The organism is Flavobacterium sp. LC2016-13 (genome assembly GCF_009707955.1).
In the GTDB taxonomy this organism is placed as follows: domain Bacteria; phylum Bacteroidota; class Bacteroidia; order Flavobacteriales; family Flavobacteriaceae; genus Flavobacterium.
Genome location: NZ_WMDQ01000007.1, coordinates 1 through 14,395 on the forward strand (window position 1 = coordinate 1; position 14,395 = coordinate 14,395).

Annotated in this window: 8 protein-coding genes; 4 read left to right on the forward strand and 4 right to left on the reverse strand. The window is 33.2% G+C overall.

The genetic code is table 11. From position 1 onward, the window contains the following. The 3 genes from GKZ86_RS14760 to GKZ86_RS14770 all read left to right on the forward strand — a co-directional run. On the forward strand, nt 1-348 hold a 348-nt coding region (locus tag GKZ86_RS14760; protein ID WP_154783853.1), incomplete at its 5' end, for a T9SS sorting signal type C domain-containing protein. 183 nt (nt 349-531) lie between these two features. Continuing rightward, entirely contained in the window at nt 532-4,380 is a 3,849-nt protein-coding gene (locus GKZ86_RS14765; protein WP_154783854.1) for a T9SS sorting signal type C domain-containing protein, read from the forward strand. Between the two features lie 471 nt (nt 4,381-4,851). Beyond that, nucleotides 4,852-7,710: a T9SS sorting signal type C domain-containing protein gene (locus tag GKZ86_RS14770; protein WP_154783855.1), complete on the forward strand. Its 2,859-nt coding sequence runs from the start codon at nt 4,852-4,854 to the stop codon at nt 7,708-7,710. 62 nt (nt 7,711-7,772) lie between these two features. On the opposite strand, the gene GKZ86_RS14775 is transcribed toward GKZ86_RS14770, so the two are convergent. The 4 genes from GKZ86_RS14775 to GKZ86_RS14790 form a co-directional block, all read right to left on the reverse strand. After that, nucleotides 7,773-8,639: a cupin-like domain-containing protein gene (locus GKZ86_RS14775; protein ID WP_154783856.1), complete on the reverse strand. Its 867-nt coding sequence runs from the start codon at nt 8,637-8,639 to the stop codon at nt 7,773-7,775. Between the two features lie 80 nt (nt 8,640-8,719). Next, nucleotides 8,720-9,808 carry a biotin synthase BioB gene (gene bioB / locus GKZ86_RS14780; RefSeq protein ID WP_133506400.1) on the reverse strand — a complete coding sequence of 363 codons (1,089 nt, stop codon included), beginning with the start codon at nt 9,806-9,808 and terminating at the stop codon, nt 8,720-8,722. A 173-nt stretch (nt 9,809-9,981) separates the two neighbouring features. Next, nucleotides 9,982-10,419: a hypothetical protein gene (locus GKZ86_RS14785; RefSeq protein WP_073397377.1), complete on the reverse strand. Its 438-nt coding sequence runs from the start codon at nt 10,417-10,419 to the stop codon at nt 9,982-9,984. Nucleotides 10,420-10,536: 117 nt separating this feature from the next. Beyond that, nucleotides 10,537-11,466: a bifunctional riboflavin kinase/FAD synthetase gene (locus GKZ86_RS14790; RefSeq protein ID WP_154783857.1), complete on the reverse strand. Its 930-nt coding sequence runs from the start codon at nt 11,464-11,466 to the stop codon at nt 10,537-10,539. A 195-nt stretch (nt 11,467-11,661) separates the two neighbouring features. On the opposite strand from GKZ86_RS14790, the gene GKZ86_RS14795 reads away from it, so the two are divergent. Then, nucleotides 11,662-14,358 (forward strand): reprolysin-like metallopeptidase, encoded by a 2,697-nt coding sequence (locus GKZ86_RS14795; RefSeq protein WP_154783858.1) that lies wholly within the window; start codon nt 11,662-11,664, stop codon nt 14,356-14,358. Nucleotides 14,359-14,395: the final 37 nt, after the last annotated feature.

Here is a 14,395-nt window from a genome sequence, read left to right on the forward strand (position 1 = left end):
CATGATTTAACCCAAAGTGATTATAAATTCACGACCGCTGTGGGAACTTTCGCCGATCGTCTGGTATTGCGTTACACTAACAAAACACTTGGAACAGGTGATTTCGAGAATATCGAAAACGGATTATTGGTTACGGTTAAGGAGAAAACCATCAAAGTATTGTCTTCAAAAGAAAATATTAAGGAAGTAACTGTTTATGACGTGTCAGGCAAACTGCTTTACAACAAAAAGAAAGTAGCCAACACGGAATTGCAAATCCAGAACCTACAATCATCCAATCAGGTATTGCTGGTAAAAGTTACCCTTGAGAACAACTTTACAACAACTAAAAAAATTATATTTAACTAAACTTAAATAAGTTAGTTTTTAAAAAGACGCACAATAGTGCGTCTTTTTTTTGCTTTTATCTTTTTTTAATTGGTTTACATTTTATTGAAATATCACGGAAAGTGGGTATTGCATGAATTCAAAGCGAATCATAATTTTAACCAAATTCTTACAAATTAAAAATTGATATAAAGCTGATTTATTTTGATAAAAAAAATACTCTTTTCACTGGTTCTATTTCTAAGCATTACAACTTTAAAACTTTCTGCACAACAAGGCAAAGTTGATGTTACTTTTAACACACTTGACGACGGACTAAACGGAGACGGTTTCGATAATACAGTTCGAACTTTATCTTTACAAGCAGATCAAAATCTTATTGTTGGCGGTGATTATTTAAATCTTAACGGAATTTCTTCTCCATATCTAACCCGTTTAAATCCGGATGGAAATATTGATTCAACTTTCGATACCGGAACTGGATTTAATGGCAAAGTTTATTCTTCGCACATACAATCAGATGGGAAAATTATTGTTGGAGGAAGTTTTACCTCTTATAATGGAATTAATGCAGGAAGACTTATTAGATTAAATACAGATGGTTCGAATGATCCTTCATTTAATACTTCTACCGCAGCTACAACCGGAATTATTTACGCTATAGAAGAACAAGTTGATGGCAAAATTATAATAGTTGGCAGTTTTACAAAATACAATGGTATTACAGTAAATAGAATTGCCCGTATTTTACCAAACGGTGCTTTAGATCCTTCTTTTAATACAGGCACAGGTTCAACTTTAAATATTACAAATATTGTTATCCTGGCAGACGGAAAAATTTTATTGTCCGGTAATTTTACTTCATTTAATGGAACTGCAAGTAATAGACTAGTTCGATTATACCCTGACGGAAAAGTTGATACCAGTTTTAATATCGGAACAGGGTTCGACGATGATGTAAGCGCAATGGTTATGCAACCAGATGGCAAAATTATTCTTGGCGGAAAATTTACAACGTATAATGGAATGGTTGCCAATAGAATTATTCGAATTAATGAGGACGAAAGTAAAGACAATAGTTTTTTATCCGGCTCAGGAATTAATTCAGGCGCCGTTCAAACGATTAAACTAAGTTCTTCAGGTGATATTATGGTTGGAGGTTCCTTTACCGGTAATTATAATGGAACCGATATTAATAGAGTATTTCTTTTAAATCGCGATGGAATTATAAAAACAAATGTTGATTTTGGTTCCGGACCGGGATCGGCTCCCGTTTTGGCTTTAGAAAATGATTCAGAAGGATCTTGGTATATTGGAGGCTCATTTTCTATTTTTGATGGATTAAATCAAGGGAGACTGGCAAAAATTGATGCAGAAGGAGAATATGATACAGCATATTTATCGGCTGGAATTGGTTTTGATAATTCGGTTTATAAAGTTCTTCCATTAGAAAATAAAAAGACAATGGTCTTTGGGAACTTTAAAAAGTTTAATGGTGAATTTGCTTCAAAAATTGCCAGACTTTCAGAAGATGGATCATTAGATACAAGTTTTAATTCGGAACAAACTGGAGCTAATAATTACATAAAAACAGCGGTATTGCAAGCTGATGGGAAAATCATTTTTGGCGGAAACTTTACAAATTACAACGGAATAAATTCTAATCGTCTCATTAGGATTTTACCGGACGGATCAGTTGATACTACATTTAATATTGGTTTTGGATTTACTTCTTATGTATACACAATGGCGATCCAGCCAGATCAGAAAATAATTGTAGCAGGTAGTTTTACCAGTTATAATAAAGATTCATCTCTAATGCGTATCGTAAGATTATTGCCCGACGGAACGCGGGATACCAGTTTTAATATTGGTCGAAGTGCTGATGGCATTATTGAAACCGTTTTGATTCAACCTGATGGAAAAATTCTTTTAGGAGGACAATTTAATAATTTTGATGGACATTCATTTGCAAAATTAATTCGGTTAAATTCTGATGGAAGCATCGATTCAGGTTTTAATGTCGGATCTGGTTTTGATAAAAACGTGTATGCAATCGCATTGCAATCAGATGGAAAAATCATTGTTGGAGGAGCATTTTTAAACTACAACGGATCATCTCAAAAACGAATTCTCAGATTAAATAGTAACGGAAGTCTAGATACATCTTTTGATTCCGGAACAGGTTTTAGCAAAGGAGATGTTCGTAGTATTATAATACAACCGGATGATCGTATTTTGGTTGGCGGAACTTTTTCCGGAACCTATAAAAACCATGCATCTTTGCGACTAATTCGGTTATTGAAAACCGGTGATTATGATCTTGGTTTTGAAGCACGTTTAAATAATAAGCTTTTTTCAATGGGCTTTACATCAGATTACAGATTGATTATTGCAGGCGATTTTAATTCAATTTCAGGAATTTCAAAACATAGAATTGCGCGTTTAAAACTTTGTTTAGATTCAACAACCTGGAATGGCATTACCTGGTCTAATGGTTTTCCGTCAGGTGGAAAGCAAGTTTTTTTTAAAGACAATTATTCAGCTTTAACATCCGCAAATGTTTGTAATTGTTCTATTGATGAAGGTAAAACGGTTACTGTCTTAAATGGAAATACTTTAGGAATTGAATTTGATTACTCAGGTCTAGGAACTTTGATTTTAGAAGATACTGCAAGCTTATATCAAAGTGATGATGAAACAGTAAATACCGGAATCATTCATGTAAAAAGAAAGTCATCTCCAATATTAAAATTCGATTATACATATTGGTCATCGCCTGTAGAAAATCAAAAATTGATTGGCATTTCACCCTATACATCATTAGATAAATTTTTCTCCTACAGTATCGATTCAGATAGTTGGAAACAAGAAAACCCATCAGACAAAATGGTTTCCGGCAGAGGTTATATTATTCGGGGACCTCAATATTTTTCACCATCAGAACCCGAAAAATTTGAAGTTATATTTAAAGGAATTCCATTTAATGGAAAAGTTAGTTTAAGTTTTCAGAAAGCAGACGGATTTAATTTGGTTGGAAATCCCTATCCGTCAGCTTTGAATGCAGATATTTTTTTAACCAAAAACACATCAAATATCCAAGGAACCCTTTATTTCTGGACACACAATACACCATTTACTAATAATAAATACGGATCAGATGATTATGCAGTTTATAATTTATTAGGAGGAGTTGGAACTCACGGAGCATTATCTTCGGGAATAAACGAAAATATTCCTGATGGAACGATTGCATCCGGACAGGCTTTTTTTGTGAATAGCAAAAGATCACAAATTATTGATTTTGATGATACGATGCGTATTTCAGGAAAAAATACTACTTTTTTTAAACCACTTAAAACAAAAGAAAATTTTCCTGAAAAACATAGAATCTGGTTAAATCTTAAAAATAACGAAGGAATATTTAAGCAGATTTTATTAGGATATATAAACGGTGCAACCAATTTGTATGATGATAGCTATGATGCAGAATCCTTAAATGCAAATCAATTTGTAGATTTTTATAGTATAGTTGAAAATAAAAAATTAGTAATTCAGGGGAGAGGTTTGCCTTTTGAAAATACAGATTCTATTTTGTTAGGGTATTCAAGTAGTATTGATGGCGAATTTAATCTTAGTATTGATCATGATGATGGATTGTTTAGCACTTTGGATGTTTTTGTTGAAGATAAGAACTTGAAAATTAAACACAATCTAAAAGAATCTCCTTATTTGTTTTCTACAAAAAAGGGAACTTTTAATGATCGGTTTGAACTGAATTTTATTAGTAAAAATTTAAAAACAGATGATGAAAAGATAGAAGCAAATCAAATATTGGTTTTTGTAAACAATAATAAAATATTTATAGATGCAGCTAAAAATGAAATTAAGAATATTACAATTTTTGACATTTCAGGCAAACAGATTTATAGAAAAACTAACATAGAAAACTCCAAATTTCGTATTGAAAATCCTTCATTTAAAAATCAAATTTTATTAGTAAAAATATCATTGGAAAACGGACATCATGCAACACGCAAAATTTCAATTTAATAATTTTTTTCGCCTTCTTTTTGATGCTATTTCCGGTTTGGAAAACGACTAATTTTTGAAATAAAATTTCGGCTCAATATTCTTTTTCAGACGCTTTTTTTCATGTTAAATTTATTTTTAACATAATTTTTTTTCAAATTATTATAAATTTTAATAAAAAATGAAAAATGCATATTTGTTTAATCAGGTGATTTACATTTTTTATATGATGAATTACTTAAAAAAAAAGGATTCATAAGAAATAACTTAAAATAGAAAAACCACGCTTATTTGGTTGAAATATAAGGCATTGATTTACATTTAGTTAATGGAAAGTTGTAAATTGTTTATGGCGTTTTTGAGGAAAAAATGGGTTATAAAAACAGCATAAAAAATTCCTCTGGGATGGACTAAAAAAAGCAAAATTTTATAAGCTTTTTTTTGAAAATAATTTGCTAAAAAATCTATTGTTAAATTTAAATACCACATAAAATGAGCCGAAAATTACTTTTTATTTTTGCTATGTTATTTTGTTTTGGATTTTCAAATGGAGCTACCATAACAAGTACAGGAACGGGAAATTGGACTTCTACAACATCATGGATTGGCGGGATAGTGCCTACAATAAATGATGATGTTATTATTGCTGCCGGATCTACCATTACACTTACCACAAATATTTCGGTAAAATCTTTAACGATAAACGGAACATTATTGGTTTCAGGAGATTCAGTAGTATCAACTTCTGCAGGAAACATTCTAGTTGTGACTATTAATGGGTTATTGGATTTTAATACAAATCAGAGTTCTATTCGTTTTCCAGCCGGGACAGTCGTAGATATAAATCCACCAGGAAAAATTGATGACACAGGAGGAGGATGCTCAAATCAGGTTGCTTTATATATTGGTACAGTAAAGTTTGCCGTGTGTGTAGGTAGCGGTAATGCGGAATATACGTTTACTCAGCTTAATAATTTGGGAGGAACTTTACAATCAAAGCCTGCAAGTAATGCACCGCTTTGTGAAACCAATACTCTTAATTTTACGGCAGCAAAAGACGGTGCAGACGGAACATCATTGAATTGGCATTGGTCTATAAAAGTTCCCGGAGCTGCATCATTCGTAAACTATCCTGATAAACAATCAGTAGTATCTTTTGTAAATGCTGTATCAGGATCTTATGAAGCCAATCTTATCTATACCACAACCTACGGAGGATCTGTTTATACAAGTTCTAAAACTATTTTTGCAACGGTTAATGCCAAACCTGCGGTTCCAACAATATCTGCAAGCGGAACTACAACATTTTGTGAGGGAGGAAATGTTACACTAACGTCTGTTACCGGAACAAGTTATTTATGGTCAAACGGAGCAACTACAAAAAGCATAGTAGTAACAACATCAGGCAATTATTCAGTTCAGGTAACCAATGCATCAGGATGTCAAAGTCTTGCATCTACGGCGACTGCCGTTACGGTTAAAACGCTATTAGCTTCACCCAATGTTGGTACTATTACGCAACCAACTTGTGTTACTCCAACAGGAAGTGTAGTGCTTAACGGTTTAATGTCTGTAACAAATGGACAAATTAATCAAAGTGGTTCATCAAGTCAAACCTATTCAGCTTCAGGCTCTAATTATACAATTCTTAATTTAGCTCCGGGAACATATACTTTTACATTTCAAGATGGTGTAAACTGCCCTTCATTACCAACAGTAAGTATTGTGATAAAAGCGCCGGATGTAAATATATGGAATGGCACAACGTGGTCAAAAGGAACTGCACCAATAGCCTCAGATATTATTGAATTTGCAGAAAATTATCAATCAACAGGAGATTTAAACGGCTGCTCTTGTAAAATTAAAGCAGGAAAAGAAGTAACAATAAACGCTACTCATACCTTATTTATTGACAATGAACTTCGAGTAGAATCCGGAACAGGAGCGAAATTAATATTCGAAAATAATGCAAGCTTAATACAGCGTAATAATGTATTTAATACAGGAAACATTATTTACAAACGAACAAGCCCACAAATTCGTCAGGCAGATTATATATATTGGTCAACACCGGTAACACCACAACGCCTTTTAGATGTTTCTCCATTAACTTCTTATGACAGATTCTTTGGTTATAATGGAGATACTTGGGTATCGACTTTTCCGAAGAACAATATGGTTGTTGGAAAAGGTTATATTATTCGTGGTCCCAACGGCTACTCAAACACTACAAAGGTTGATTATACCGCTACATTTATTGGTGTGCCTAACAATGGTACTTTATCTGGTGAAACATTAACTGCCGGAAAATATTATCTAATTGGAAATCCTTATCCATCTGCGTTAGATGCAGATACATTTTTAAACAACAATCCATTTTTAGACGGAACATTGTACTTCTGGACTCACAATACACCAGTAGTTCTTTCTGGTGCATATCGTTATAATGCAAATGATTATGCGAGTTATAATATAACTGGAGGTGTTGGCGCTGTTAGTGGAAGCACAACCGGAAACAACAATATAAAACCAACAGGTAAAATAGGCGCAGGACAATCCTTTTTTGCTAAGGCCACAACTAATGGAACTGTAAGTTTTAATAATTTGATGCGATTGGGCGGAGTTAATAACACTCAGTTTTATAAATCTACAGCCAATTCGAAACAGGCCACAATCGAAAGAAATCGTGTTTGGTTGAATATGACCAATGCCGAAGGAGCTTTCAAACAAATGTTAGTGGGTTATATTGAAGGTGCTACCAATGGATATGAACCCAGATATGATGGACTAAGTTTTGATTCTAATCCTTATGTAGATTTTTATAGTATTGCAAACGGTAATAACTATGTCATTCAGGCACGTGCTTTGCCTTTTACAGATACAGATGAAGTTACTTTAGGATACCGTACCACAATTGCGGGCGATTTTACAATTTCTATTGATGAAGTAGACGGTAATTTAACCAATCAAACTATTTATTTAGAAGATAAAACAACCAATGTCATTCATAATTTAACAGCTGGCAATTATACCTTTAAAACTTCCATCGGTACATTTGATACTCGTTTTGTATTGCGTTATACCAATAAAATTTTAGGAACAGCTGCTATTGAAAATGTAGAACAGACCATTTTGGTTTCTGCAAAAGAGAAGATTATCAAAGTAAAATCAAGCAAAGAAAATATTACCGAAGTTTCTATTTTTGATATTACAGGAAAATTGCTTTATAATAAAAAGAAAATAGATAGTACAGAATTGCAGATATCCAATTTACAATCCTCAAATCAGGTTTTGTTAGTTAAAACAATTTTGGATAACGGAAATATAACGACTACAAAGATGGTTTTATAATAGTGGTTCAATAAAAAAGCCGTTGTAAAACTTAAAGGTTTACAACGGCTTTTTTTATAGTATCAGGCAGACTTTGCTAAATGTTCATTTGTGTTCTGAATCGCTTTTTCATTTTTATAATCAATCCACTTTTGACCTTTAAATTTTCGCATTAAAACATCAAAATGTCTCATGATAAATACATTGTAGGCAGCTTTTGATATATTGCTTATATTTCTTGGAAAAGCACGCAGGCTCATAGAAAATCCGGGAGTTAAATACTTCATATAATGCCAATAACCTTCGGGCATATATAAAGCTTCACCATGTTTTAATTTAGTGATATAACCTTCAGCATTTTTAAGTGCCGGCCATTTTTCGTAATCGGGATTATCAAAATCGATATCTTCTCTTGAAATTAAGGCATGAGGAATTTTGTACATATACTTGGATTGATCAGGCGCAAAAATCATACATTGTTTTTCTCCATGAAAATGAAAATGTAAAATATTCGAATAGTCAATATCAAAATGCATAAAAACTTTCGAATTCTCTCCTCCAAAAAATAACATTGGAAGTTGTTTTACTAATTTCAAACCAATATCAGGCCATAAAAAGTCATTTCTTAATACAGGCACCTGTTTCATTAAATTATAAAGGAAAATGCGATAGTTTGTAGGTTCAGATTCTAAAAGATTGATATAATCGCTCATTTTCATCTTCGTATGCGCTTCATTAAAGCCATCTTCATGATTCACATGTCTGTCGTCATACAAAGGAACAATAACATTGCCGGCAATGTCTTTCATATAGGATAATTTCCATTTATGATAAGCCGGCCAGTCTTCGGTTAGCTCCTCGATAACAACGGGAATTTGGTTTTTTACGTATTGGAAAATAAAATCTGATTTGCTGATTTTTTTTACCCTTTTTATTTCGTTTAATTTCATTTCTATAAATAAAAAAATTGCTTATAACTCTAGTTATAAGCAATTTAAAAATATTTATGGAGATGTTTTAACTCTTTTAATTAATTTTTTGACTTGATCGAAGCTTCAAGATTTCTTTCAATCGTATGTCCTGGTCTTGACCATTTTGGTTTTTCGCCTAATGGTGCAAATTGAGAATCAGCTGCTTCTACCGTTTGTGGTTGAGAAACTTTAACGAATGGCTTTTGAGGAATTAATCCTAAAAGATCAAACATTTTCATATCTTCATGAACATCAGGATTTGGTGTAGTAAGCAATTTGTCTCCTGCAAAAATAGAGTTTGCACCTGCGAAAAAGCACATTGCCTGTCCTTCGCGGCTCATATTAGTTCTTCCTGCAGATAAACGTACTTGCGTGTCCGGCATAACAATTCTTGTAGTTGCTACCATACGAATCATTTCCCAGATTTCAACTGGTTTTTCTTCTTCCATCGGAGTTCCTTCAACAGCAACTAAAGCATTAATTGGCACTGATTCCGGTTGAGGGTTTAAAGTAGAAAGAGCAACAAGCATTCCCGCTCTGTCTTCGATACTTTCTCCCATTCCAATAATTCCTCCACTACAAACCGTAACATTCGTTTTACGAACATTTTCGATTGTTTGTAAACGGTCTTCGAAACCACGAGTTGAAATTACATCTTTATAATATTCCTCAGAAGTATCTAAATTGTGATTGTAAGCGTATAAACCCGCTTCAGCTAAACGTTGTGCCTGATTTTCAGTAATCATACCCAAAGTACAGCAAACCTCCATGTCAAGTTTATTAATGGTGCGCACCATTTCTAAAACCTGATCAAACTCTTCACCATCTTTTACGTTTCTCCAGGCAGCTCCCATGCAAACACGAGATGATCCGCTGGATTTAGCACGCAAAGCTTGTGCTTTTACCTGACTAACGCTCATTAAGTCGTTTCCTTCAACACCCGTATTATATCGGGCAGCTTGCGGACAGTAACCACAATCTTCAGGACAGCCTCCGGTTTTGATAGATAATAAAGTCGATACCTGAACTACGTTCGGATCGTGTTTTTGTCTATGAATTGAGGCCGCTTCATAAAGAAGGTCCATCATAGGTTTGTTATATATGGCGATTATTTCGTCTTTTGTCCAGTTGTGTTTTGTAATGCTCATTAGGTACATTGTTTTTGAAGCTTCAAAAGTAACGAAATTGTTCTAATCAACCAATGCTGAAATCTGTAAATGAACAATTGACAGTTATTTTCAAAAAAGAAACACTCTAAAATCATTAAATTTTATAATTATATGATTTTAGAGTGTTTAAATTGTTGATTTATTTTGAAATATTAATCGGCAGCATATTTATTATTCCAGTACAACATCATCATTAAAGTAACAATTACCGAAGATGCAAGTCCTTCAAATAATAAACAAATACAATAAGTTGGTACAGATGGATTTCCGCCAAACATAAATGCTTCAGATAATGTTTTTACATAGGCATCTCCGCCTCGGGCATAACTATAAACTAATAATCCGAAAACACTCATTGATACCCCAACAACAGAAGTTGTCATTGCAGAAACTGCATTAGATACAAAATTGGTTTCGCCTTCATGCAGGTTCATTTGCATCGTTCTGTTTACGCCATAAAATATAAAAAAGACATTCAGCGTACGCAAATAAAACAAATCAGCGAGTCCTAAAAGATTCATCAATAAAAAATAAATGCCAATTCCGAGGAATATCAAAAAACCGTTGGTAATTTCTTTAGGTAATTTCATAATGCTTATTTTTAAAGAAGTTAATAGTATGTAATTGACAAACAGTGTTGTATATCAAATTTACTAAAAAAATAAGTACGATGATTTAAAAATAACGAAAAGTAATTTTTGAAAGTTTTAAAGTTGACTTACAAACTCAAGAGCAGTATTTCTATCGCGATTTAATTGTTCTTTCAACAAATCTACAGAACCAAATTTTTGTTCTTCACGAATGTATTCTAACAAAGAAATTTCAATTTTTTGACCATAAATATCTGCATCAAAATCAAAAAGATGCACTTCGATAGTTTGTTTTTCTCCGTTTACGGTTGGATTAAAACCAATATTCATCATTCCGAAAACTTCTTTTTCATTGATAATGGTTTTAACAATGTAAACGCCATTTTTTGGAATTTTTTTATAATCTTCCTCAATATTAATGTTGGCCGTTGGAAAACCAATCGTTCTTCCTAATTGTTTTCCCTTCACAACTTCACCACTTAAAAAATAAGCATAACCCAGATAATCATTAGCCAAAGCGATATTTCCTTCATCGAGAGCTTTTCTGATTTTAGTTGAACTTACTGAAACATCCTGAATTTCCTGTGCCGAAATTTGCTCAACTTCGAAACCGTATTCAGCTCCAAACGCGATTAAATCATCAATGTTCGCCGTTCTGTTTCTTCCAAAACGATGATCGTGACCAATAATTATTTTTTGAATATGAAATTGATCAACCAAAATAGAATGTACAAATTCTTCGGCAGTTAGTCTCGAAAAACTTTCATTAAAAGGATGAATAACAAGATTTTCTATTCCGGTTTCTTCTAAAAGTTTTGATTTTTCAGAAATAGTATTCAAAAGTTTAATTTCTGATTTTTCCTGCAAAACCATTCTTGGATGAGGAAAAAAAGTAAGTACTAAACTCTCATATTTTCCGTTCTCAGTATTTTGAGTAATTCGTTCCAGAATTTTTTTATGACCAATATGCACACCATCAAAGGTGCCAAGTGTTAAAATAGTTTTCTTGGTTGATCGAAAATCGTTTATAGAATGAAAGAGCTTCAAAGCAAATTGTTTAGGATGGTGCAAATTTATACTATCTATTTTAAATTTTATGCTAACGTGAATTGATTTTTTAAAGAGATAAGGTTACTTTTTGACATAAATGCCTCACTCGTCGATAAAAAACCATTAATTGTCGTATATATGTAAGATTTTGATTTAATTCTCTTAATTTTGATTTTTCTAAAGCCTTTGAGTATGAGTAAACAGCTACTATTTTTATTATTTATTTTTTGTTGTGTCGAAGTTCATGCTCAAAATGACGATTTATGGCAAAAAAGTTCCGGCTCATTTTTAAATAAAAGTGTAAATTCATCCAATTCGGATAAATTATACTATAAGTTAAACGCTGATTTTTTGAAAGCGAAACTTGCATCGACTACGAGTAAAACCTCACAAAGTAGCAGTACCGAAATTACAATTCCAAATTCAAATGGCGTTTTAGAAAGATTTTCAGTTTGGGAATCTTCAAACTTTGAACCTGAATTGCAGGCAAAATATCCGGAAATCAGATCTTATGAAGGAAAAGGTTTAGATGATAAATCGGCAAAAATACATTTTAGCGTTTCGCCAATTGGAACTCAGACAATGGTACTTCGTGCTGATAAACCTTCAGAATTTATAGAGCAAAACCCGGATGATAAAACGGAATATGTTTTGTTTACCTCTAAAAGTAGTCTTAACTCAACTTCTAAATTAGTTTGTAATTTAAAAGATGAAGCCGCAAATAAAAGTTTAACCAATAAAACAGGAAAGACTTCAGCTAATAATAAAATTTTCAAAACCTTACGATTGGCTTTGTCATGTACCGGTGAATATGCAACTTATTTTGGCGGCACAAAAGCTGGTGCATTAGCAGGAATGAATGCAACAATGACAAGAGTAAACGGAGTTTTGAATAAAGATGTAGCAGTACAATTAATTTTAATTGCAAATACTGATGCCGTAATATATACCAATTCAACAACAGATCCTTATTCTAATGCGAGTAAAGGAACTACTACAGATACAGATGGAAATGATTTTTGGAGTAAAGAAGTTCAAAGTACGTTAACAAGTGTAATTGGAGAAGCGAATTATGATATTGGCCATTTATTTGGCGCCTCGGGCGGAGGAGGAAATGCAGCTTGCATAGGTTGTGTTTGTAACAGCCCAACGCCATCTGATGTTATAGGAAAAGGAAGTGCTTACACTTCTCCGTCAAACGGAAGACCGGAAGGGGACACATTCGATATTGATTTTGTAGTTCACGAATTAGGACACCAATTAGGAGCTAATCATACTTTTTCTTTTGATGGAGGAGAAAGAACAGGAGTAAATGTTGAACCTGGAAGCGGATCGACTATAATGGGATATGCAGGAATAACAGATTATGATGTTCAAAACAACTCTGATGATTATTTTGCTTATGCCAGTATTTTACAAATTCAAAACAATCTTGCCACAAAAAGTTGTCCGGTTAGTACGGCTTTAACCGATAATAATCCTCCGGCAATTCTTGCCGGACCAGATTATACAATACCAAATAGTACTGCTTTTATTTTAACCGGAACAGGTTCTGATCCTGAAAGCGATACAATTACCTATACGTGGGAACAAAACGATAGTGCAACATCAACTTCAGGAGCAAACAGTTTGGCTTATCCAACAAAACCAGACGGGCCTTTGTTTCGATCTCTTGCCCCTACAAGTTCTCCCGTTAGATATATGCCAAGTTATAATTCAGTTCTTCAAAATAGATTAACCACAACCTTGGAATCTGTTTCATCTGTTGCAAGAACGTTGCATTTTGTTTTAACCGGAAGAGATAATGCCGCTTTAGGAAAAGGACAAACAAATAGTGACGAAGCCGTTATAACCGTTGCTTCGTTAGCCGGACCGTTTGCCGTTACTTCTCAAAACACAACTGATTTAGGTTTGTTGCAAGGATCAAATTATGCTGTAACCTGGAGCGTAAATAATACCAATACATTGCAAGGTTCTACAGCTGTAAATATCAAATTATCGACAGATGGAGGTTTAACCTTTCCAATAATTTTAGCAGCGAATACTCCAAATGATGGTTCTGAAACCGTTACGATTCCAACAAGCGTAGTTTCGGCTACAAATTGCAGAATCCTGATTGAACCTGTAGCAAATATTTATTACGCTTTAAATAGTAAGCCATTTGCAATTGGATATACACCATCAACCGTTTGTAATGATTATAGTTTTGGAAATTCTTTTAGTATTCCTTTCTCAACAACAACTTATACCTCAAAAACAGTAAGCGTACCAGCATCAACAGGAACAGTATCTGATGTAAATGTTAGTATTAATGTAACACATGCAAGATTTTCTGATCTTGAAATTCAAATCGTAAGCCCTCAGGGAACCGTTGTACGTTTGTTTAATAAAGGATGCGGAAGTACAAATGGTACATTAAATCTTCAATTTGATGATTCTGGTGTCGATTTAGATTGTTCTAAAACAACATCTCAAATCGTAATTCCAACAGATTTCTTAAGTGCTTTTAATGGTGAAAATCCGGAAGGAAATTGGACTTTAAAAGTTCGTGATGCAGTTAGCGGAAGTTTTGGAACCGTAAATTCAGCCTCAATAAATATTTGTAATCAATCATTTACGTTAGGAGTTCCCGATGTAGAAAATCTTGAGTTTGTATTGCACCCAAATCCAACGAAAGGGAATATTACAATAGAATTTACAAGTGAGTCAAAAACAGGAGTTGAAGTTTTTATACATGATAGTTTAGGTAAAAGAGTTTATACAAACACCTTTGCAAGTGCTACCAATTTTAGTCAGACAATTAAATTAGAAGATCTGTCTAAGGGAATTTATTTTGTAACCGTTATCGACGGAAGCAAAAGAACCGTTAAGAAGATAATATTGTATTAAATATCAATAATTAAAAATTCCAAATTCCAAACTTAAT

Coding starts and splice junctions, on each gene's coding strand:
- GKZ86_RS14770 (WP_154783855.1), top strand. CDS start 4,852: ATGAGCCGAAAATTACTTTTTATTTTTGCTATGTTATTTTGTTTTGGA.
- GKZ86_RS14775 (WP_154783856.1), bottom strand. CDS start 8,639: ATGAAATTAAACGAAATAAAAAGGGTAAAAAAAATCAGCAAATCAGAT.
- bioB (WP_133506400.1), bottom strand. CDS start 9,808: ATGAGCATTACAAAACACAACTGGACAAAAGACGAAATAATCGCCATA.
- GKZ86_RS14785 (WP_073397377.1), bottom strand. CDS start 10,419: ATGAAATTACCTAAAGAAATTACCAACGGTTTTTTGATATTCCTCGGA.
- GKZ86_RS14795 (WP_154783858.1), top strand. CDS start 11,662: ATGAGTAAACAGCTACTATTTTTATTATTTATTTTTTGTTGTGTCGAA.